Source organism: Microbacterium sp. LWH11-1.2 (genome assembly GCF_038397745.1).
Classification (GTDB): Bacteria; Actinomycetota; Actinomycetes; order Actinomycetales; family Microbacteriaceae; genus Microbacterium.
Genome location: NZ_CP151636.1, coordinates 3096493 through 3116561, shown reverse-complemented (window position 1 = coordinate 3116561; position 20069 = coordinate 3096493). Strand labels below are relative to the sequence as shown.

General features: G+C 67.2%; 22 protein-coding genes. 14 read left to right on the top strand and 8 right to left on the bottom strand.

What is annotated here, in order from left to right:
• The first annotated feature begins 8 nt into the window (after positions 1–8).
• Genes MRBLWH11_RS15140 through lnt form a run of 7 tightly spaced genes read left to right on the top strand, consistent with a single transcriptional unit; the run spans position 9 to position 8028 of the window.
• Positions 9–941, top strand: a complete 933-nt coding sequence (locus MRBLWH11_RS15140) for a hypothetical protein (protein ID WP_116634989.1) — start codon at positions 9–11, stop codon at positions 939–941.
• Positions 941–1933: a WYL domain-containing protein gene (locus tag MRBLWH11_RS15135; protein WP_116634988.1), complete on the top strand. Its 993-nt coding sequence runs from the start codon at positions 941–943 to the stop codon at positions 1931–1933. The genes MRBLWH11_RS15140 and MRBLWH11_RS15135 overlap by 1 nt, the downstream gene beginning before the upstream one ends.
• Entirely contained in the window at positions 1930–2913 is a 984-nt protein-coding gene (locus MRBLWH11_RS15130) for a WYL domain-containing protein (RefSeq protein WP_116634987.1), read from the top strand. Before MRBLWH11_RS15135 ends, MRBLWH11_RS15130 begins: the two co-directional genes overlap by 4 nt.
• A 44-nt stretch (positions 2914–2957) precedes the next feature.
• Positions 2958–3194 carry a twin-arginine translocase TatA/TatE family subunit gene (tatA, locus tag MRBLWH11_RS15125; RefSeq protein ID WP_116634986.1) on the top strand — a complete coding sequence of 79 codons (237 nt, stop codon included), beginning with the start codon at positions 2958–2960 and terminating at the stop codon, positions 3192–3194.
• A 57-nt stretch (positions 3195–3251) separates the two neighbouring features.
• Entirely contained in the window at positions 3252–4010 is a 759-nt protein-coding gene (gene tatC, locus MRBLWH11_RS15120) for a twin-arginine translocase subunit TatC (protein ID WP_116635401.1), read from the top strand.
• Positions 4007–6481: a DEAD/DEAH box helicase gene (locus MRBLWH11_RS15115; RefSeq protein ID WP_341945428.1), complete on the top strand. Its 2475-nt coding sequence runs from the start codon at positions 4007–4009 to the stop codon at positions 6479–6481. The genes tatC and MRBLWH11_RS15115 overlap by 4 nt, the downstream gene beginning before the upstream one ends.
• A gap of 11 nt (positions 6482–6492) precedes the next feature.
• Positions 6493–8028 (top strand): apolipoprotein N-acyltransferase, encoded by a 1536-nt coding sequence (gene lnt, locus MRBLWH11_RS15110; RefSeq protein ID WP_341945427.1) that lies wholly within the window; start codon positions 6493–6495, stop codon positions 8026–8028.
• A gap of 68 nt (positions 8029–8096) precedes the next feature.
• Here the strand turns inward: lnt and MRBLWH11_RS15105 are convergent, their stop codons facing one another.
• The 4 genes from MRBLWH11_RS15105 to MRBLWH11_RS15090 form a co-directional block, all read right to left on the bottom strand.
• Positions 8097–8480, bottom strand: a complete 384-nt coding sequence (locus MRBLWH11_RS15105) for an RNA polymerase-binding protein RbpA (protein ID WP_116634983.1) — start codon at positions 8478–8480, stop codon at positions 8097–8099.
• Positions 8481–8585: 105 nt separating this feature from the next.
• Positions 8586–9383, bottom strand: a complete 798-nt coding sequence (locus MRBLWH11_RS15100; protein WP_341945426.1) for a glycerophosphodiester phosphodiesterase family protein — start codon at positions 9381–9383, stop codon at positions 8586–8588.
• Positions 9380–10309, bottom strand: coding sequence for an SPFH domain-containing protein (locus MRBLWH11_RS15095; RefSeq protein ID WP_341945425.1), 930 nt, complete (start codon positions 10307–10309; stop codon positions 9380–9382). The genes MRBLWH11_RS15100 and MRBLWH11_RS15095 overlap by 4 nt, the downstream gene beginning before the upstream one ends.
• A gap of 9 nt (positions 10310–10318) precedes the next feature.
• Entirely contained in the window at positions 10319–10792 is a 474-nt protein-coding gene (locus MRBLWH11_RS15090; RefSeq protein WP_116634980.1) for an NfeD family protein, read from the bottom strand.
• Positions 10793–10912: 120 nt separating this feature from the next.
• Between MRBLWH11_RS15090 and MRBLWH11_RS15085 the strand changes: the two genes are divergently transcribed.
• Positions 10913–11677, top strand: a complete 765-nt coding sequence (locus tag MRBLWH11_RS15085; RefSeq protein ID WP_116634979.1) for an SDR family oxidoreductase — start codon at positions 10913–10915, stop codon at positions 11675–11677.
• A gap of 71 nt (positions 11678–11748) precedes the next feature.
• Here the strand turns inward: MRBLWH11_RS15085 and MRBLWH11_RS15080 are convergent, their stop codons facing one another.
• Positions 11749–12342: a DUF308 domain-containing protein gene (locus MRBLWH11_RS15080; RefSeq protein WP_341945424.1), complete on the bottom strand. Its 594-nt coding sequence runs from the start codon at positions 12340–12342 to the stop codon at positions 11749–11751.
• A gap of 146 nt (positions 12343–12488) precedes the next feature.
• Here MRBLWH11_RS15080 and MRBLWH11_RS15075 point away from each other — a divergent pair, with 146 nt between their 5' ends.
• From MRBLWH11_RS15075 to MRBLWH11_RS15060, 4 genes are all read left to right on the top strand, one after another.
• Positions 12489–12920, top strand: coding sequence for a helix-turn-helix transcriptional regulator (locus MRBLWH11_RS15075; RefSeq protein WP_207769954.1), 432 nt, complete (start codon positions 12489–12491; stop codon positions 12918–12920).
• A 5-nt stretch (positions 12921–12925) separates the two neighbouring features.
• Positions 12926–13336 (top strand): VOC family protein, encoded by a 411-nt coding sequence (locus MRBLWH11_RS15070; RefSeq protein WP_116635400.1) that lies wholly within the window; start codon positions 12926–12928, stop codon positions 13334–13336.
• A gap of 29 nt (positions 13337–13365) precedes the next feature.
• Positions 13366–15723, top strand: a complete 2358-nt coding sequence (locus tag MRBLWH11_RS15065) for an excinuclease ABC subunit UvrA (protein WP_341945423.1) — start codon at positions 13366–13368, stop codon at positions 15721–15723.
• Between the two features lie 89 nt (positions 15724–15812).
• Entirely contained in the window at positions 15813–16898 is a 1086-nt protein-coding gene (locus MRBLWH11_RS15060; RefSeq protein WP_341945422.1) for a serine hydrolase domain-containing protein, read from the top strand.
• A gap of 16 nt (positions 16899–16914) precedes the next feature.
• Here the strand turns inward: MRBLWH11_RS15060 and MRBLWH11_RS15055 are convergent, their stop codons facing one another.
• On the bottom strand, positions 16915–17760 hold the full coding sequence (locus MRBLWH11_RS15055; protein WP_341945421.1) for a class I SAM-dependent methyltransferase: 846 nt from the start codon (positions 17758–17760) through the stop codon (positions 16915–16917).
• A 170-nt stretch (positions 17761–17930) separates the two neighbouring features.
• Between MRBLWH11_RS15055 and MRBLWH11_RS15050 the strand changes: the two genes are divergently transcribed.
• The gene (locus MRBLWH11_RS15050; protein WP_341945420.1) at positions 17931–18746 is read left to right on the top strand and encodes an aminoglycoside phosphotransferase family protein; all 816 of its coding nucleotides are present in this window, start codon (positions 17931–17933) and stop codon (positions 18744–18746) included.
• 20 nt (positions 18747–18766) lie between these two features.
• Here the strand turns inward: MRBLWH11_RS15050 and MRBLWH11_RS15045 are convergent, their stop codons facing one another.
• Together MRBLWH11_RS15045 and MRBLWH11_RS15040 are read right to left on the bottom strand one after the other, a co-directional pair.
• A complete protein-coding gene (locus tag MRBLWH11_RS15045) occupies positions 18767–18931 on the bottom strand; it encodes a hypothetical protein (RefSeq protein WP_341945419.1) in 165 nt (54 codons plus the stop codon).
• 63 nt (positions 18932–18994) lie between these two features.
• Positions 18995–19612, bottom strand: coding sequence for a TetR/AcrR family transcriptional regulator (locus MRBLWH11_RS15040; protein ID WP_341945418.1), 618 nt, complete (start codon positions 19610–19612; stop codon positions 18995–18997).
• A gap of 74 nt (positions 19613–19686) precedes the next feature.
• Between MRBLWH11_RS15040 and MRBLWH11_RS15035 the strand changes: the two genes are divergently transcribed.
• Entirely contained in the window at positions 19687–20067 is a 381-nt protein-coding gene (locus MRBLWH11_RS15035; RefSeq protein ID WP_116634973.1) for a DUF1761 family protein, read from the top strand.
• Positions 20068–20069 lie beyond the last annotated feature (2 nt).

Below are 20069 nucleotides of genomic sequence, written 5' to 3'. Positions count from 1 at the left end.
TGGAGCGCGTGCGTAAAACGTCCGCCGTTCTGGCCTCCCTCAGCCTCGCCGTCCTCGCCCTGACGGGCTGCACCGCGTCGGCCTCCTACGACGGTGCTGCGTGCGATCGCAGCGCCGACGCGAACGACATCCAGGACGCGGTCACCGTCGAAGGCGACTTCGGCGCAGCCCCCGACGTCTCTGTCTTCTCGCCGCTGCACCTGAAGAAGTCGTCCTACGCCGACATCACCGTCGGAGACGGCCGCACGATCGTCAACGGCCAGCAGGCCCTCACCGTCGAGCTCTCGATCTTCAGCGGGGAGACCGGCGAGAAGGTCTACGCGACCGCCTATGACGAGGACAAGGGCCAGGTCTCCAACGCCGACTACTGGGCATCGCAGTCGCCCGGGCTCGCCAAGGCATTCGAGTGCGCGACCGAGGGTTCGCGCATCGTCGCCGGTCTCACGCCGGAGGACTTCGGCAAGGAGGCGCTGTCCGGCCTCGGCCTCTCCGACGACGACAACATGGTGTTCGTCATCGACGTGCTCGATGTGTTCCTGTCCAAGGCCGAGGGTTCGCTCCAGTTCAACGACGCTCAGGGCATGCCGACCGTGGTCCGCGCCGCAGACGGCACTCCAGGGATCATCGTCCCCGACAGCGCCGCGCCGAAGGAGCAGGTCGTGCAGACCCTCATCAAGGGCGACGGCGAGAAGGTCGGTGCCGATCAGATCCCGCTCGTCAACGTGACCGCGGTCAACTGGGACGACAAGAGCGTCGTCAACAGCACATGGGGACAGGGCCCGAGCGGCGACCTCGCGTCGACGGTGCCGACCGTCGCCGAGGAGCTCGTCGGCAAGACCGTCGGCTCCCAGCTCCTCGTGGTGACCCCGGGCGCCGAGGGTGCAGCGGCCATCGTCTACGTCATCGACATCCTGGGCGCAGTGACGGCGCCCACGCAGTGATGGCCGCCCGGATCCCCGCGGAGGAGCGCCTGACGAATCTCGTCGTGGCGCTGATGGCCACGGAGATCGGGCTCACGAAGCAGCAGATCCTCGACAACGTCTCGGGATACCGTCAGCGCGCCGATGCCGGCACGCGGTCGGACGCCCTCGAGAAGATGTTCGAGCGCGACAAGGAGGAGCTGCGTTCACTCGGGGTGCCGATCGAGACGATCGGCGACGCCGCCGACCCGAACGACCTCCGCGAGGCGCGCTATCGCATTCCGCAGGCGGAATACGATCTGCCCGCCGACATCGAGTTCACCCCGGCCGAACTGGCCGTCCTCCGTCTCGCGGGCAGTGTCTGGAGCGCTGAGTCCGCGTCCGGTGACGCGCAGTCCGGCGTGCGCAAGATCCGGGCACTGGGCATCGACGGTGATGAGCCGATCATCGGGTTCGCACCTCGGATCACCGCCCGCGATGCGGCCTTCGCGCCGCTGCAGGACGCCATCGAGAAGAGCAGGGTCGTCGTCTTCGACTACCTCAAGCCCGGTGAGGCGGTGCCGCGTCGGCGCAGCATCCGTCCGCTGGCGCTCGTCGACTACGAAGCGCGCTGGCACGTCTTCGGCGTGGATGTCGACATCGACGAGGACCGGATGTTCCTGCTCAGCCGCATCGTCGGCGATGTGAAGGTGACGACGACCACCTTCGACCCGTCGCTGCGCGACGGTGCGGGGGAGCGTGCGCTCGCGGGACTCGACCGTGTCGCGGCGGAGAACGCCGCGCTGCTGGAGGTCACGCCGGGCACCGAGGCCGCCCTGCGGCTCGGTCGGCGTGCGACGCCGGCTGCGCAGGGCATCACGGTGCCGTTCGTCGACCTGCACATCCTCGCCGACGAGCTCGCCTCGTACGGGCCCGAGGTGCGCGTGGTCGAGCCGGCGACGCTGCGGGATGCCGTCATCGCGCGTCTTCAGGCCGTCGTCGACGCCCACGCCGATCGCGAGGAGGCACGATGAGCGCCCAGCCCAAGCCCCTGCTCGCCGCTGATCGCGTGCGGCTCTACCTGACCCTCGTGCCCTACCTGCTCGAGCACGGCCAGGTGTCGCTCGCCGAGGCATCGGAGGAGTTCGGCGTCACGCCGCAGGAGATGCGCGGCATGGTCGAGAAGCTCACGGTCATCGGACTGCCCGGCGAATCCGGATACTGGCAGCAGCCGCAGGAGATGTTCGACATCAACTGGGACCTCCTCGATCTCGAGGACGTCATCGAGATCACGAACGATGTCGCGCTCCGCCGGGTTCCCCGATTCACGGCGCGCGAGGCCGCGGCGCTGCTCGCCGGGCTGCAGATGGTCGCGGCCGTTCCCGCGGTCTCCGACTCCGGGCTCGTCGCAGGGCTGATCTCCAAGCTGTCGCGCGGCGCAGCCGACGCGCCCGCCGATGTCGTGGTGGCCCCGAGCGCGGTCGACGAGGTGCGTGAGGTCGTGGCACGCGGGCTGCAGGACGGCGTCGCCATCTCGTTCACGTACCAGGCGCCGGATGCGGCGCCGACGACGCGCACGGTCGATCCGGTGCAGATCCTGATCACCAACGCGCAGTGGTACCTGCAGGGCTGGTGCCATCTGCGCCAGGCGATGCGCACGTTCCACCTGGATCGCGTGAGCGAGCCCCAGCTCACGGATATCCCGATCACCCACGGCGGGGATCAGGTTCCCGAGCCCTTCGCCGGTCTCGACGACGAGCGCGAGGTGACGGTGCGCGTCTCCGAGAGGTTCGCCCCGCTGCTCAACGGATTCCTGCCTGCCACGACGCTCGAAGCCGTCGACGGCTCGGTCACCGCGCACGTGCATCTGGCCGATCCGCGTGGCATCAAGCGCCTCGCCGCACGGTTCGGCGGCGCCATGGAGGTTCTGGAACCCGGAGTGGCACGGTCGTCGACCCGCGAATGGGCGGCTTCCGGACTCGCGCTCTATCACCGCCCCGATCACGAGGATTGATCTGTAGACTGGGGCGAAAGCTTACCGAAGACGGGAATCCTGACATGTTCGCTGGAATGCAAGGCTGGCACCTGCTCATCGTGCTCGCCGTGATCCTCCTTCTGTTCGGTGCTGCGAAGCTGCCGGCGCTCGCGAAGAGCATGGGCCAGTCGGCCCGCGTCTTCAAGGGCGAGATGAAGGCCATGAAGGACGAGGACGCGACGCGCACCGACGCCGTCGTCGCCGAGCCCACCACGGTGAAGGACTCCGGCGTCGACCCTGAGACTCCGCCTCGCGCCTGACCGGCCGTGGCAACCATCGAACCGACCGTGAAGCAGAAGGCGGATCGGGATCGGCGGATGTCGCTGGGCGCACATCTCGTCGAACTGCGCAAGCGTCTGATGTACGCGGCGCTCGCGCTCGTCGTCGGCATGGTGGTCGCGTTCATCATCGCCGATCCGGTCATTCATCTGATCACGGAACCCATCCGCGTCATCATGGACAAGCGCGGTGACAACTTCAGCGCGCTGAACTTCGGCACCGTGACCGCCGCTTTCGACATGCGCATGCGGATCGCCTTCTCGATCGGCCTGTTCATCTCCGCGCCCGTGTGGCTGTGGCAGATCTGGGCGTTCATCATGCCCGGGCTCACCCGCAAGGAGATCAAGTACACGATCGGCTTCATCGCCGCCGCCGTACCGCTCTTCTTCGCCGGGTGCTACCTCGGCATCGTGATCATGCCGCACGTGATCGAGCTGATGTGGGGATTCACGCCCGAGGGCGGCACGAACTTCTACCAGGCGCAGGAGTACTACGACTTCATCTTCAAGCTGATGATCGTGATCGGCGTCTCGTTCGTGCTCCCGGTCTTCCTGGTCGCGCTGAACTTCGCCGGTGTGATGTCCGGGCGAGCCATCCTCAAGGGATGGCGCATCGCGATCATCATCGCGACGGTCTTCGCGGCGCTGGCGACTCCGGCAGCCGACGTGATCAGCATGCTGATGCTGGCCGGCATCCTCATCGTCCTGTTCTTCGCGGCCGCGGGGCTCTCCCTGCTCTTCGATCGCCGAAAGCGCAAGCGCGACGCCGCAGCGGGGCTTCTGCCGGACCCGGTATGAGTTCGCCGTCCGAGCGTTACGCGGCCGCACGAGAGGCCGCTGAGCACCCGGCGACGAACGCGTTCGCCGCGCGTCAGAGGTTCGAGCTCGACCCGTTCCAGGTCGCCGGCTGTCATGCTCTGGAGGCCGGCCGCAGCGTGCTCGTCGCGGCGCCGACCGGCGCGGGGAAGACCATCGTCGGCGAGTTCGCGATCCACCTCGCGATGCAGACGCCGAGCGACAAGGCGTTCTACACGACGCCGATGAAGGCGCTGTCGAACCAGAAGTTCCGAGAGCTCGTCGAGGTGTACGGCCCCGACGAGGTCGGCCTGCTCACCGGTGACACGAACATCAACGGCAACGCTCGCATCGTGGTGATGACCACCGAAGTGCTCCGCAACATGATCTACGCCGACTCGGCGGCGCTCCGCGATCTGCGCTACGTGGTGATGGACGAAGTCCACTACCTCGCCGACCGGTTCCGCGGCGCGGTGTGGGAAGAGGTCATCATCCACCTGCCGCAGCATGTGCGGCTCGTCTCGCTGAGCGCCACCGTGTCGAACGCCGAGGAGTTCGGCGACTGGCTCGACACCGTGCGCGGCGACACCGAGGTGATCGTCTCGGAGATCCGGCCCGTCCCGCTCGAACAGCACGTGCTCGTCCGGGACGATCTGCTGCCGCTCTTCGACGATCGCGCGGGTATCGCGACCGCGCAGGTGAATCAGGAGCTGATGCGGATCCGCTCCTTCACGGGTTCGAACTACGAGAACAATCGCCGGACGCAGTCGTACATCAGCAATCGGCACGCCGGCCGACAGGCGAAGCGACCGCCGCGTGGTGGCCAGCGCCCGGTGCGTCCCTCGAACGTCCGCCGCATCGAGCGGATGGATCGCCCCGATGTGATCAAGCTCCTCGAGCGGGCGAACCTGCTGCCCGCGATCTTCTTCATCTTCAGCCGCGTGGGCTGCGACGCCGCGGTGCAGCAGGTGCGCCGCTCGGGCATCCGGCTGACATCGCCGAAGGAGAAGGCGGAGATCCGCGCCATCGTCGAGGAGCGCACCCGGTCGCTGCAGGAAGAGGATCTCGGCGTCCTCGGCTACTGGGACTGGCTGGAGAACCTGGAGCGGGGCGTCGCCGCCCACCACGCCGGACTCCTGCCCGCCTTCAAGGAGGTCGTCGAGGAGCTCTACCGTCTCAAGCTCGTCAAGGTCGTCTTCGCCACGGAGACGCTGGCACTGGGCATCAACATGCCCGCGCGCACCGTGGTGCTCGAGAAGATGGAGAAGTTCAACGGCGAGGCCCGTGTCGCGATCACCTCGGGCGAGTACACGCAGCTCACCGGACGCGCCGGCCGTCGCGGGATCGACGTCGAGGGCCACGCGGTCGTCCAGTGGACCGAGGGCATGGATCCCCAGGCCGTGGCGGCTCTGGCATCGCGTCGCACGTATCCGCTGAACTCCAGCTTCCGCCCGACGTACAACATGGCGGTCAACCTGATCGACCTGTTCGGCAAAGCGCGCGCCCGGCAGATCCTCGAGTCGTCGTTCGCCCAGTTCCAGGCCGACCGCTCGGTCGTCGGGTTGGCACGTCAGGTCCGGGAAGCCGAGGAGTCCCTCGCCGGGTATCAGAAGTCGATGGCGTGCGAGCACGGAGATTTCCCCGAGTATGCGGCGATCCGGCGCGAGCTCAGCGACCTCGAGAAGAAGAACCGTCAGGACTCCGGCGCACCGCGCGCCTCCCGCGACAAGCGGATGAAGCGCATCCAGTCGCTGCGCACCGCCATGCAGCGGCATCCCTGCCACCGCTGCCCTGATCGGGAGGCGCACGCCCGCTGGGCCGAGCGCTATTGGAAGCTCAGGCGCCAGACCGACCGCACCCGGCGCCAGATCGAGACGCGCACCGGGACCGTCGCGCGCGTGTTCGACCGCGTGGTGGAGGTTCTCGATACGCTGGACTACCTCTCCGAGGAATCCGGGGAGACCGCGTTGACCGAGGCCGGGCGCACGATGCGGCGCATCTACGGGGAGCGCGATCTGCTCGTCGCCGAGTCGCTGCGCCAGGGGCTGTGGAACGGACTCGACGCCCCTTCGCTCGCCGCCATGGCCTGCTGCCTGGTGTACGAGCCCCGACGCGACGAGGCGAACTCGGGGGAGCGGGGACTGCCACGCGGTGCGTTCCGCGCGGCGTATGAGAAGACCACGACGCTCTGGGCTGAACTCGACGATCTCGAGAAGGATCATCACCTGCCCGGTTCCGAACCTCTTGCCGCCGGCCTCGCCGGCGCGATGCACTCCTGGGCCCGCGGCGGAATGCTCGATCGGGTGCTCGTCGATGCCGATATGGCGGCCGGCGACTTCGTGCGCTGGGCGAAGCAGACGATCGATCTTCTCGACCAGCTGTCGATCGTCGCGGAGGACGGCGCGCTCGCACGGACGGCCCGCACGGCGCTCGACGGCGTCCGTCGCGGAATCGTCGCCTACTCGTCGATGTGAGAATGAGAGGGATGTCTGAATCCCCTGCGCGTCAGCGCCCTCTCCTGCCGCTCTGGGTGGCTGTGATCGCTGCGGCGCTCTCGGCGTTCCTGATGAATCTGGCCTACCCGGAGACCGCGATCTGGATCCTCGCGTTCCCTGCCACTGCTCTTCTGCTCGTCGCACTCATCGGCCGGCGTCCCGGAGGAGCCCTGCTGGTCGGCCTCGTCTACGGGATCGTGCTGTTCGGTCTCCTGGTGTCCTTCACCTCGCGCTATCTGGGGCCGATACCCTGGGCGGCGCTGAGCGTGGTCGAGGGAGGGCTCACGGCGGTGGCCCTGATCCTGACGGCGCTGGCGTACCGCTGGATGCCCCGGGCGTTCCCGGGGACCGCGGGACGCCTGGTGGGCCTCCCGGTGGTGGTCGCTGCCCTCTGGGTCGGCCGCGAGGTCTTCGTCGGGTCCTTCCCCTACGGAGGCTTCCCGTGGGCCCGCATCGGCATGAGCCAGGCGGAGAGCCCGCTGGCCCCGCTGTCGTCGTGGCTCGGCGTCAGCGGCCTCGGATTCCTCATGGTGCTCCTGGTGGCGATGCTGATCGAGATCGTGCGGCTGCGGGCATGGCGGACTCCGCTCCGACTCCTCGTGCCGGCCGCGCTCGTGATCGTCCTGTTCTTCACTCCGCTCTTCCCGACGACGGATGCCGGCTCGATGCGCATCGCCGCCGTGCAGGGGAACGGGCCCACGGGCTACTTCGATCAGCGCGAGCCCTTCTCGGTGATCGACGCGCAGACCGATGCCACCGCACCGCTCTACGGCGAGGACGTCGACCTGCTGGTCTGGCCGGAGGGGTCGCTCGACACCGATCCGTTCCAGAACGAGGCGCTGGCCCGACGGATGACGCTCATCACGACCCGGATCGATGCGCCGCTGCTCGCGAACGCGGCGACCGGGCGGAATGAGCGCTACTTCAACACGTCGATGCTGTGGACGGATGCCGGGGGAGCGACGCAGCTCCACGACAAGCGTCATCCGGTGCCCTTCGGCGAGTACGTGCCGGATCGAGCCTTCTTCAACGCCCTGGCCCCCGACCTGATCGGGCTCATCCAGCGGGAGTACACACCAGGCGAGAATCCGCCTGTCATCGACGTCGACGGGGTCGCCGTCGGGCTCGCGATCTGCTTCGACGTGATCTACGACGACGTGATCACCGAGGGCGTCAACGCCCGAGCTCAGGTCCTGGTGTTCCAGACGAACAACGCCGACTTCCGCGGCACCGACGAGAATCTGCAGCAGCTGGCCTTCGCGCGGATGCGTGCGATCGAGACCGGTCGCAGCGTCGTGAACATCTCGACGGTCGGCACGAGCCAGATCATCCGCCCCGACGGATCGACCGTGACGAGCCTGGATGCCGGAGAAGCGGGCGCGATGCTCGAGGACGTCTCGTTGCGCACCGGGCTGACCGCCGGTGTCGTCCTGGGACCCTGGGTGCAGCAGCTCCTGGTCTGGGGCGGGCTGGTCGCGCTCCTCGTCGCGTGGTGGCGCACGCGGAGGCGCGACCAAGAGATGTGACCCGCACGCGCCTCACACACAGAAGCAGCAGGACTCGTTCGAGCCCTGCTGCTTCGTGAGTCAGGCCGTCAGGCCCCGATCTTCTCGCGGGTCGGGTCTTCGCCGGCACCGCGGCGGGCGCGGATGAAGGCCAGACGCTCCTCGAGGAGCTCCTCGAGTTCGGCGCGGGTGCGACGCTCCATCAGCATGTCCCAGTGGGTGCGAGCGGCCTTCTCGTCGGTGACCTCGAGCGTGACGGCCTGGCCGTCGACGTTCAGGCGGGCGTCCGCTCCGCAGGAGCGGCATTCCCAGGTCTGCGGCGGCTCGGCGTCGGCCGCGAACATCAGGTTCGTGACGTGTCCGCACGTGTCACAGGAGTATTGGGTCTCGCGGCGTTCCATGAAAACGACGCCCTCTTCGCTCTGTAGGCTCTGGGCGCCGAGTCGGATGCCGCGCAGGCTGCGATCTGCCATTTTGTGGTCCTCTCGTCGCTGTCAGGTATAACGCTCCAGCCTGTGCGCCTGCTCCACGCGGGCGGTTTCCCGGCGGGATTCACAGCGTAATCCCAGCGGAGGAGGTTATAGAGCGCGTCGAGAGCCTTCGGCGGGGTGGAGAGCGGCCAGGGCGACGTCGGCGCGATCGGAGACGACGCCGTCGACGCCGAGACTCACGAGGCGCTGCATCTCCGCCGGATCGTTGACCGTCCAGACGTGCACCTCGACGCCGGAGCGGTGCGCGGCACGCAGGAGGTGCGGGGTAAGCACCGTGAGCGCGCCGTGCCGTTCCGGGATCTGCAGCGCATCGATCTCGCGGAGGACCCGGGCGGGGGAGAGGCGCAGGGATGACAGCGCACGCAATGCGGCGATGGTGCGGCTTCCGCCCGACGTGGCAGGCCGGAGTGAGGCTCCCGCTCCCATGACGGCGGCGATCGTGGCGCGACGGTGAGCGTCGGAGAAGCTCGTGACGAGTACCCGGTGGGTGTGGTCCGCGAGGATCGGGCCCAGAAGCCCCGTGGCGGCATCCGTCTTCACGTCGATGTTGAACCGGATCTGCGGGAACGAGGAGAGCGCCTCTGCGACCGTGAGCAGACCGCCGTGGTCGGCGAAGACGCTGCGGAGCTCTCTCGTGCGCACCTCCCGCACCGCGCGGCGATCCCCGAGGAGGCGTTCGAGCGTCGCATCGTGGAAGAGCACCACATCGCCGTCGGCAGTCACCTGGCAGTCCGTCTCGATGTAGTCGGCACCGGCGGCGTGCGCGGCGGCGAAGGACGCCGCCGTGTTCTCCCACACGCCGGAATCCTCGCCCGCCGCGGTGATCAGACCGCGGTGGGCGAGGACTCGGGGATGCCGTGCCTTCGAGAAGTACGGGTGCGTCACGCGCCCGGGAGCGTGTTGGTCGGGCCCTGGCCGGGCTTCGGCGTGAATGCGCTGCCGATGCCCTTCAGCGCCTCGGTGAGCTCGCTCGGGATGATCCACAGCTTGTTCGACTGGCCTTCGCTGATCTTCGGCAGCATCTGCAGGTACTGGTACGCGAGGAGCTTGTCGTCCGGAGCGCCCTGGTGGATCGCCGTGAAGACGTTCTGGATCGCCTCGGCCTCACCCTGCGCGCGGAGCACCGCGGCCTGCTTGTCGCCCTCGGCGCGGAGGATCTCGGCCTGACGCGCACCTTCTGCTTCGAGGATCGCGGACTGCTTGGTTCCCTCTGCCGTGAGGATAGCGGCACGGCGGTCACGCTCGGCGCGCATCTGCTTCTCCATCGAGTCCTGGATGGAGATCGGCGGGTCGATGGCCTTCAGCTCGACGCGGCCGACGCGGATGCCCCACTTGCCGGTCGCCTCGTCGAGCACGACGCGCAGCTGGCCGTTGATGTTGTCGCGGCTGGTGAGAGCCTCTTCGAGGTTCAGACCACCGACGACGTTTCGCAGCGTCGTGGTGGTGAGCTGCTCGACCGCGCCGAGGTAGTTCGCGATCTCGTAGGTCGCGGCGCGGGCGTCGGTCACCTGGAAGTAGACGACGGTGTCGATGGAGACGACGAGGTTGTCCTCGGTGATCACCGGCTGCGGCGGGAACGAGACGACCTGCTCGCGCATGTCGATGAGGGGGCGGAGCCGGTCGATGAAGGGGACCAGGAGGTTCAGACCCGGCATGAGGGTCTTGTGGTACCGGCCGAGCCGCTCCACGACACCGGCTGTCGCCTGCGGGATGATCCGGATCGAGCGCGCGAGGGTGACCACCACGAAGATGATCACCGCGATGACGAGTATCCAGCCGATGGCGGCGGGGATGAACGAGGAGTCGTTCATGTGTTTCTCCTAGTCATTGACGGGACGGACGGTGGCGGTTGCCCCGTTGATCGCGGTGACCGCGACCGGTGAGCCCTGGGGGATCGGCACTGAGGTGGATGTGCGGGCGGTCCAGGTGTCGCCGTTGCTGAGCTTGACCTGGCCGGAGATCTGGGTGATGTCGTGCAGAGCGACGCCGCGCAGGTCGATCAGCGCGTCGACGTTCGACTTCGTCGGATCTTCCCCGCGCCGCAGCCGCTTCAGCAGTGGCGGCCGCAGGAAGAGGATGAACAGGGCGGCGGCTGCGGCCGCGATGAGAACCTGAGCCCAGATGGGCAACCCCACGAGATCGCTGACGAGGCCGATCGCGCTGCCGAAGCTCAGCATGAGAAAGGTGAAGTCGAGCGTCAGCATCTCGATCACGAGGAAGAGTGCGATCAGGACCAGCCAACCGATCCACGCCCAGTTGTCGATCAGTTCGATGAAGACAGAGAAGTCGTTCATGCGGCCTCCTTTGCGGTCAACCTATCACGCGCCGTCGACGCTCTCGGGAGTCGCCGAGCCGGATTGATAGTGTGTGAGAGCCGTGCGATCACGGCTTCTCACCCATCTCCAGGAGTCATCGTGACCGACGTTCTTCCCGCAGGATCTCTCGACGGCAAGGTCGCCCTTGTCACCGGCTCATCGCGGGGGATCGGCGCCGACACGGTGCGCTACCTCGCCGAGGCCGGCGCTGACGTCGTCATCAACTTCCGCAACAAGGCGCCCCGAGCCGAGAAGCTCGCCGCGCAACTGCGCGAGCTCGGCCGTCGCGCTCTCGTCGTCGGCGCCGACCTCACCGATCCGGCATCCGTCGCCGAGATGTTCGACGCGATCCGCGCCGAGTACGGCCGGCTCGATGTCCTGGTGCTGAACGCCTCCGGAGGCATGGAATCGGGGATGGCCGAGGACTACGCCCTCACCCTGAACCGCGACGCGCAGCTCAACGTGCTGAACGCGGCGACGCCGCTGCTCGGCGAGGGCGCTCGCGTGGTGTTCGTCACCAGCCACCAGGCGCACTTCATCCGCACCACGCCGACGATGCCCGAGTACGAGCCCGTCGCGCTCTCGAAGCGTGCGGGGGAGGACGCGCTCCGTGAGCTCATCCCCGGCCTCGCCGAGAAGGGCATCGGCTTCACCGTCGTGTCCGGCGACATGATCGAGGGAACGATCACGGCGACGCTTCTCGAGCGCGCCAACCCCGGTGCGATCGCGGAGCGCCGCGAGTCGGCAGGCAAGCTCTACAACGTCTCGGAGTTTGCGGCCGAGGTGGCCAAGGCCGCGGTCGACCCTGTGCCGGCCGACAACACCAGGCTCGTCGGCGACGTCAGCGCATTCGCCGCCGAGTAGGACCTCTCTGAACGGCGATCGGCCCCGTTCTGCTTCTCGCAGAGCGGGGCCGATCCGTGTCTTCTGGTCGGTCAGGCCGGAGCGCCTTCCTGCGCGGCGGTGAAGGCCTTCTCGTCCTTGCCGAGGGTGATCGCGCGCACGATCTGCACGATGCCGAGCGCGACGAGCGAGATGCCGAGCAGCAGCCAGAACGCGAGGCCGGCGATGATCGGCGAGAACAGCACGATGATGCCGGCGATGATGCTCAGCAGCGCGTAGAGCAGCGTCCACACGCGGGAGCCGTCGCGGCCGAGGAGCGACAGGGAGACCACGCCGTCCACGATCCAGCTGATGCCGATGAAGATGACGACGACGAATGCGAGAGTCGCGGCTGCCGCGCCGAGGTTGGCGTACGCGATCACACCGGCGACGATGTAGACGAGACCGAGCACGATGTGACCGACGCGCGACCATCCGCCCTTCGCGCCCGAGAAGATGCCGAGGCCGATGTAGACCAGGCCGGCGATGATCAGATAGGTGGCGAAGATCGCCGTCACGATGACCGCGGACTTCACCGGCCAGATCAGGAGGACGAGTCCGGCGATGAGCGCGACGACGCCGGACACGGCCAGCGCGACACGGATCGACTTGAACAGGGACTTCGCTTCGGGGAGTGTTTCGGACATGGTGTGGACCCTTTCTGAGAGAATCCTGTGGGGATGCCCCTCAGGGTAGCGCTCTCAGGATCGCCTGTGGAAGATGCTCCGACCGCGCGTCGCAGGACGTCACCCCGTGACGCCTGGTGACGTGGCAGGATCGTCTCGTGACTGCCATGGATGACGCCCGCCTGCGCGAGCTCGCCGTGATGCGGAAGGTGAGAGATCGCATCGACCGCGAGTACGCGCGGCCGCTGGACGTGGAGGCGCTCGCCAGGGGAGTGCACATGTCCGCCGGGCATCTGAGCCGCCAGTTCCGTGAGGCGTACGGGGAGTCGCCCTACTCGTATCTCATGACCCGGCGCATCGAGCGGGCGATGGCCCTGCTGCGACGCGGGGACCTGACGGTGACCGAGGTGTGCTTCGAAGTCGGATGCTCGTCGCTCGGAACCTTCAGCACCAGGTTCACGGAGCTGGTCGGTGTCTCACCCCGGGTGTACCGTGAACGCGCCGCCAACGTCGACGGCATCCCGTCCTTCCAGGCCAAGCACGTGACCAGACCGATCAGGAATCAAGAAGCACCGCGCACCGATGCGCATCTAGCGTGAACACCATGAACATCAGCATCCACTACGCCTTCCTCCCGCACACCGACGCCGATGCGGCTCTCGGGTTCTACCGAGACACCCTCGGCTTCGAGGTGCGCAACGACGTCGGGTACGACGGCCTCCGCTGGCTCACCGTCGGTCCTGCCGGCCAGCCCGAGACCTCGATCGTCCTCCATCCGCCGGCCACCGACCCCGGCATCACCGACACGGAGCGGCAGACCATCCTGGAACTCATCGCGAAGGGCAGCTACGGTGCGCTGACACTCGCGAGCGACGATCTCGACGGGCTGTTCGAGCGCCTGGTCGAAGGAGGCGCCGACGTCGTCCAGGAGCCGATGGATCAGCCGTACGGGGTGCGCGACTGCGCCTTCCGCGACCCGGCAGGAAATCTGCTCCGTATCAATCAGGCCGGCTGACCGATCAGCCACGACAACGAAGGACGCCGATGACCGCCGCCGAGCATCCCGCAGACACCCACGACCTGATCCGCGTGCAGGGCGCGCGCGAGAACAATCTGAAAGACGTCAGCGTCGACATCCCGAAGCGCCGCCTCACGGTGTTCACGGGCGTCTCCGGGTCCGGCAAGAGCTCGCTCGTGTTCGACACGATCGCCGCCGAGTCCCGGCGCATGATCGACGAGACGTACAGCGCGTTCGTGCAGGGGTTCATGCCGTCGGTGCCTCGACCCGACGTCGACGTCCTCGACGGGCTGACCACGGCCATCATCGTCGACCAGGAGCGCCTGGGCGCCAACCCTCGTTCGACGGTCGGCACGGTGACCGACGCGAACGCGATGCTCCGCATCCTCTTCAGCAAGCTCGGCTCGCCCTACATCGGAGGCCCGACGGCGTTCTCCTTCAACATCCCGACCCAGCGGGCGAGCGGCGTGATGACGGGGCCCGGAGGCGAGAAGAAGATCGTGAAGGACGCGATCTACCTCGGCGGGATGTGCCCGCGCTGCGAGGGCAGGGGAGCGGTGTCCGACCTCGACCTCGCCCAGATCGTCGACGAGTCGAAGTCGCTCGACGAGGGAGCGATCATGGTCCCCGGGTACACCGCCGACGGATGGATGGTGAAGGGCTTCTCGGCGTCGGGCTTCTATCCCGCCGACAAGCCGATCGCGGAGTTCACCGAGAAGCAGCGCCACCTCCTTCTCTACGGGGAGGTGACGAAGGTGAAGATCTCCGGCATCAACATGACCTATGAGGGCCTGATCCCGAAGATCACCAAGTCGATGCTGTCGAAGGACCTCGACGCGCTGCAGCCCCACATCCGTGCTTTCGTCGAACGGGTCGCGACCTTCGCGGTCTGCCCGGAGTGCGATGGGACGCGACTCACCGAGGGCGCTCGCTCGTCGAAGATCGAGGGCGTCAGCATCGCGGATGCGTGTCGGATGCAGGTGACGGACCTCGCCGCGTGGGTGCGGGGACTCGATCTGCCCGGAGCGGGTCCGCTGCTCGAGGCTCTCAGCGCGAACCTCGACGCGTTCGTCACGCTCGGACTGGGCTACCTCAGTCTGGAGCGGCCCTCCGGCTCGCTCTCCGGGGGAGAGGCGCAGCGGATCAAGATGCTCCGCCACCTCGGATCCTCTCTGACCGACGTCACCTATGTGTTCGACGAGCCGACGATCGGACTGCACCCGCACGACATCCAGCGGATGAACAGCCTGCTGCTGAAGCTGCGCGACAAGGGGAACACGGTCCTCGTCGTCGAGCACAAGCCCGAGACCATCGCCATCGGCGATCACGTGATCGACCTGGGGCCGGGAGCCGGCGGCGCCGGGGGACAGATCTGCTTCGAGGGGACGGTCGAGGGGCTCAAGACCAGCGGCACGCGTACCGGCGATCATCTGGAGGACCGCGCGCAGTTGAAGGGATCCGTGCGCGCGAGCGACGGCGCGATCGAAGTGCGCGGAGCCACCGAGAACAACCTCCGGAACGTCGACGTCGACATCCCGACCGGAGTGCTGACGGTCGTGACCGGGGTCGCAGGGTCGGGGAAGAGCTCGCTCATCCACGGTTCGGTCTCGCGTCGCGACGGTGTGGTGGCGATCGACCAGGGAGCGATCAAGGGCTCTCGCCGGAGCAATCCGGCGACGTACACCGGCATGCTCGAGCCGATTCGCAAGGCCTTCGCCAAGGTTAACGGCGTCAAGCCGGCTCTGTTCAGCGCGAACTCCGAGGGAGCGTGTCCGACCTGCAAGGGCGCCGGGGTCATCATCACCGAACTCGGCTTCATGGACACCATCGAGACGCCCTGCGAGGACTGCGGCGGCAAGCGGTTCCAGGCGAGCGTCCTGGAATACAAGCTGGCCGGCAAGGACATCACCGAGGTGCTGGACCTGCCGGTTTCGGAGGCGAGGGTCTTCTTCTCCGAGGGCGAGGCCAAGATCCCGGCGGTGACCGCGATCCTGGGCCGTCTGGACGACGTCGGACTCGGATACCTGTCACTCGGCCAGCCGTTGTCGACGTTGTCCGGGGGAGAGCGGCAGAGGATCAAGCTGGCCATCCAGATGGGGGAGAAGGGCGACATCTACGTGCTCGACGAGCCCACCACGGGTCTTCATCTGGCCGATGTCGATAAGATCCTCGGTCTTCTCGATCGGCTCGTCGACTCGGGGAAGACCGTGATCGTGATCGAGCATCACCAGGCCGTGATGGCGCACGCCGACTGGATCATCGACATCGGTCCGGGCGCGGGCCACGACGGAGGCACAGTGGTCTTCGAGGGCATACCCGCGGATTTGGTATCCCAAAGAACGACGTTGACGGGGGAGCACCTGGCAGAGTACGTCGGGGCGTGACAGCCATCGCACCTATGGGCTGCCCCCGAGGTCGTTCTCATGTTGCTATGAGTTCCGCAGCGGGCGTCGTCCCGATCTAGCATCGGGACGTGTCCCGTCTCGTCAGAGGTCTCTCGCTCACCGTTCTCGTGCTCGCCATCACGGGGTGCGCGAGCGCGCCGGCGCCTGACGCGTCTTCACCTTCGAGCCTGAGCGACCTCGAAGCGGCCTACGGTGCGCTGGACCGCGCTGACGCCTCGGTGGTCACCGCCGTGTCGGTGGAGGGGGCGCCGGTTGCGGTGCGAGAGTTCGGTGCACTGCAGGACGACAGCATCCCGGCCGAGAAGACGTTGGTCGACATCGGCTCGATCACGAAGACGGTCACCGCCGTGGCCATCTCGAAGCTCGTCGATCAGTCCGGCGTCCGTCTCGACGAGAAGCTGGCGGAGATCTTCTCCGGTGTGCCTGACGACAAGTCGGACATCACCGTCGAGCAGTTGCTGACGCACAGCAGCGGCCTGCCCGAATCGGTCGGTGACGACTTCGAGCAGATCGATCGAGACGAGTTGCTGAGACGCGCGTTCGCATCGCCGTCGATCGAGATCCCGGGTACGAGATATGCCTACTCCAACGTCGGCTACTCGATCCTCGCCGCCATCATCGAGGTGCGCAGCGGCAAGTCCTACGAGGAGTACCTGCGGGATGAGGTTCTGGCCCCCGCGGGGATCGGTGGCATCGGGTACCTGTCGGAGTACGTCGATGAGCTGTCGATGCGCTCCACGAGCGGCGAGAGCGTTCGCGAAGCGAGTTGGGGTGCGCATGAGGTCTCCTGGAACCTCGTGGGCAACGGCGGCCTGGTCACCACGGCGCCCACGTTCGTCCGCTTCCTCCAGGAGCTGACGAGCGGCGGCCTGCTCTCGCCTGCGTCACTGGACCGCCTTCAGCAGCCGCACATCGCCGAGGACGATGCCGGATCGAGCTTCTACGGGTACGGACTCGTGGTGCAGGACGTTCCGGACCTCGGCCGCATCTACTGGCACGACGGTGGGAACGACGTCTTCTCCGCCGAATGGTCGCTGTACGCGGATCATGGAGATGTCATCTTCACCGCCGGAGTCGATGCGGCGCCGGGGGAGAGCGCGGCGGGAGCAGCCGCGAGTGTCCTCCGCGAGCACCTCTACGGTGCGAAGGACTGACTGCCGAGAGCGGGTCTCAGTCCCGACGCGTGACGATCGTGTACGTGCAGGGCACGAGGTCGCGTTCGGAATCGGACCACGCCCAGCCGCCGTCGACCTCGACCATGCGAGGGCTGAACTGCCACGGCAACGTGCGTCCTTCATCGAAATGGAGCAGGCGGAGTCCGGCGTGCAGCAGCGCACCGAGGATCTCCGACAGCGGATGCGGCCATTCGAAGGTGCGCGGATGCGCCACGGTGCCGTCTCCGGCGTAGGTGGACGCGTCATCCCATTGCTGAGCTCGGCCATCGCCGAAGTACGGGTAGCGAATCGTCAGTGACGTGGCTTCCTCGTCCAAGGCGTAGAGCGACGGGTGCCCGTCGCGGATGAAGAAGGTGCCGCCCGGGCGAAGCAGAGCGGCGATCTGCTTGGCCCACCGATCCAGATCCGCCAGCCATGTGATCGTCCCGATGCTCGTGTAGACCACGTCGAAGTGACCTTCGACGACGTTTCGGGCGTCGAGCACATCCGTCTCCACCCAGGTGGCGGATGTGCCCGTACGATTCGCGAGCTCCGCAGCGGCACGGAGGGCGGGCCGTGAGAAGTCCACTCCGGTGACTGTGGCGCCCGCGCGAGCCAGTGAGACCGTGTCTGTCCCGATGTGGCACTGCAGGTGGCACACATCCAGACCGGAGACGCTCCCAGATGACAGGAACGACTCGAGGACGGGAAGATCGTGTCGCACGACGTCGCTGAGATACGTCGGGTCGTCATAGGCCTCGAGCCCGTATGCCGCTTGGTGCAGCGGAACCCGATCATCCCAGTTCTGCTGATTCGCGTGTCGCGCGGCTTCCCAGGCGATCTCGACGTTGCGTGGAGTCACATGACGAAGCCTAGCGATCGGCCTCATCGCGCGTCCGCGAGCATAAGCCGATAATGCACATTATGTCAGATTGCGAATGGTGCGAGCTCCTCCGTCTCTCCTCGATCACCATGCGCCGGCCGGTGCAGAGCGCGAGGAGCACAGCGATGGCCTCTCCTAGGCTGTGCGGTATGCCTTCCCACACGCACGATCTGCAGATCACCGACACGGTGGTTCGTAAGAGGTTTCTGAGCTGGGCAGACGGCGAAGCCGATCGTGAGTGGCGCTGTCTGCAACTCGTCTGGGAACAGGTTCCGGGGATCACCCCGCGGCCCTTGGAGCGGACCACTGACGACGAGTACCCCGTGGTGATCATGGAGCGGATACCCGGCGTGCCGCTCGGCGACAAGCCGCTCACTGCTGAGCAGACGTCTTCGCTCGGGCGGACGCTGCGGCGACTCTACGACATTCCCGTCGAGGACATCGCTGCCGCGGGGATCGTCGAGCGCCGCTACGGCCCTTCGACACTTCCGCAGGCGCTCGATGCGTGGCTGAGCGACACGTACGACCTCTCCCCTTGCCAGGATGCCGTTCGGGTCGCCGACGGCATCGCGGCCGCGCACGACTGGCTGAGCCAGCCCGATGTCCTCCCGACCCCACGACTCGTCGGGCTCGGAATCGCGGATCTCAATCCCGCGAACATCCTCTGGGACGGCCGCACGTGCCGCCTCGTCGACTTCGAAGACGGCGGACTCACCGATCCGGCGTATGATCTGGCCGATCATGTCGAGCATCTCGCGGGGCGCCTGGGTAATGTGTTCGATCCCGACGCGCTCTCGACTGCCGTCGGGCTGTCGGCGGATGAACGGGAGCGGATGCTCGCCTACCGGCCTCTCTGGGCGGCGTTCTGGCTGACCATGCTCCTGCCCGGGAACGGCGGTTTCCTCCGCAACCCGGCCGGTACGACCGAGGCTCAGGTCAGTCATTTCCTGGAGCTCATCAACTGATCGCCCCGCCACGGACCTGCTCACTCGAGCACTCGGTAGCGCAGGTGGACCTCACTCGCGAAGGCCGGGACGCCGATGGAGTCGAACTCGACGCAGCGGATCGGCTCCGACCAGGTCACCTTCGCGAGATGCGCCAACACCGTCGACTTGCCTGCGCCACTCGCACCGGTGAGAGAGAACAGCATCCGCAAAGACGACGGGCCCCACCGTTCCGCGGTCATCGGGGCGGGCGCTACCCTCCGCGCTGCTCACGGCCGCCGGTAGCCCGCAAGGAAGAGGTCGACCGCGCGATCCACCGGCGGGGCCTCGACGTCGCCGGCAAGCAGGCGGGCGTTGAGCGGCGCTCCGATCACGAGCCACGTGAGGTCCGCGGCCGCAGCATCCACATCGTCGATCCGAAGCCCATGCCGTGCCGCTACCGTGCGCAACGTCTCGGCGAGGTTCCGGATGTTGGTGTTCCAACTCTCCTCGAGGTACATTCTCGCCACTTCGGGTTGCGTCACGGCCTCCGCCGTCACGAGACGGCGCATGGCGAGCACCGGTTCGCTCAGGATGCCGAGGCGCATCGTCTCCGCCAGTTCGGCGAGCCCCTGCCGAAGATCATCCGCCGCCTGCAGCCGCTCCAGAGCCGGGCGCATCGCGTCGCGGCCGGCGGATGCCCAGTGGCGGACCACTGCTTCGTAGAGGGCCGACTTCGAGGGGTGCTCGCGATAGAGCGACGCCTTCGAGATCCGTGCTCGTCTGGCGACCTCCTCCATGGAGGCTCCCCCGTACCCGCGCTCCAAGAACACGTCGCGCGCCACCGCGAGGAGATCCTCCCCCGTGAGGCCTGCGGGTCGGCCCGGTGCGCGAGCTTCTGTCGTCATGCTGCCACTTTAGTACTTGACGGTTCTAAATGACCAGTCTAGTCTGAGTACCAGTCGGTACTAAAGGAGTCGAAATGCTCATTCTCGGAATCGCCGTCGCCACCGTCGCGTCGTTCATCGCCAGCGCGGCGCTGTACGCGATCCCCGCCGTCTCGGCCACGATCAGCCGCACGAGCACGCCTCGGCCCGGGCTGTCCATGGCCGCCCAGATGGCGTCCGTCGTCCTGCGCAGCATCATCACCGCGTGCCTGATGGCCGGGATCCTGGTGTGCGCGGAGTGGCACGGAGCCGTCCCCGGGCTGCTCCTGGGCCTCGCTCTCTCCGTGCTGCCGCTCACGCTGCTCATGGGCGGCGTCATACACGAGAACACGGCCGTCTCGGCGGCCGCTATCCACCTCGTCGATTGGGTCGTCAAGCTCGCACTGATCGGCATCATCGTCGGTCTCTTCGTCTGATC

Excerpts from the sequence above, each read along its gene's own strand:
- MRBLWH11_RS15135 (WP_116634988.1), top strand. The coding sequence starts at position 941 with ATGGCCGCCCGGATCCCCGCGGAGGAGCGCCTGACGAATCTCGTCGTG.
- MRBLWH11_RS15130 (WP_116634987.1), top strand. The coding sequence starts at position 1,930 with ATGAGCGCCCAGCCCAAGCCCCTGCTCGCCGCTGATCGCGTGCGGCTC.
- tatA (WP_116634986.1), top strand. The coding sequence starts at position 2,958 with ATGTTCGCTGGAATGCAAGGCTGGCACCTGCTCATCGTGCTCGCCGTG.
- tatC (WP_116635401.1), top strand. The coding sequence starts at position 3,252 with ATGTCGCTGGGCGCACATCTCGTCGAACTGCGCAAGCGTCTGATGTAC.
- MRBLWH11_RS15115 (WP_341945428.1), top strand. The coding sequence starts at position 4,007 with ATGAGTTCGCCGTCCGAGCGTTACGCGGCCGCACGAGAGGCCGCTGAG.
- lnt (WP_341945427.1), top strand. The coding sequence starts at position 6,493 with ATGTCTGAATCCCCTGCGCGTCAGCGCCCTCTCCTGCCGCTCTGGGTG.
- MRBLWH11_RS15105 (WP_116634983.1), bottom strand. The coding sequence starts at position 8,480 with ATGGCAGATCGCAGCCTGCGCGGCATCCGACTCGGCGCCCAGAGCCTA.
- MRBLWH11_RS15095 (WP_341945425.1), bottom strand. The coding sequence starts at position 10,309 with ATGAACGACTCCTCGTTCATCCCCGCCGCCATCGGCTGGATACTCGTC.
- MRBLWH11_RS15090 (WP_116634980.1), bottom strand. The coding sequence starts at position 10,792 with ATGAACGACTTCTCTGTCTTCATCGAACTGATCGACAACTGGGCGTGG.
- MRBLWH11_RS15080 (WP_341945424.1), bottom strand. The coding sequence starts at position 12,342 with ATGTCCGAAACACTCCCCGAAGCGAAGTCCCTGTTCAAGTCGATCCGT.
- MRBLWH11_RS15075 (WP_207769954.1), top strand. The coding sequence starts at position 12,489 with ATGGATGACGCCCGCCTGCGCGAGCTCGCCGTGATGCGGAAGGTGAGA.
- MRBLWH11_RS15070 (WP_116635400.1), top strand. The coding sequence starts at position 12,926 with ATGAACATCAGCATCCACTACGCCTTCCTCCCGCACACCGACGCCGAT.
- MRBLWH11_RS15065 (WP_341945423.1), top strand. The coding sequence starts at position 13,366 with ATGACCGCCGCCGAGCATCCCGCAGACACCCACGACCTGATCCGCGTG.
- MRBLWH11_RS15050 (WP_341945420.1), top strand. The coding sequence starts at position 17,931 with ATGCCTTCCCACACGCACGATCTGCAGATCACCGACACGGTGGTTCGT.
- MRBLWH11_RS15045 (WP_341945419.1), bottom strand. The coding sequence starts at position 18,931 with ATGCTGTTCTCTCTCACCGGTGCGAGTGGCGCAGGCAAGTCGACGGTG.
- MRBLWH11_RS15040 (WP_341945418.1), bottom strand. The coding sequence starts at position 19,612 with ATGACGACAGAAGCTCGCGCACCGGGCCGACCCGCAGGCCTCACGGGG.
- MRBLWH11_RS15035 (WP_116634973.1), top strand. The coding sequence starts at position 19,687 with ATGCTCATTCTCGGAATCGCCGTCGCCACCGTCGCGTCGTTCATCGCC.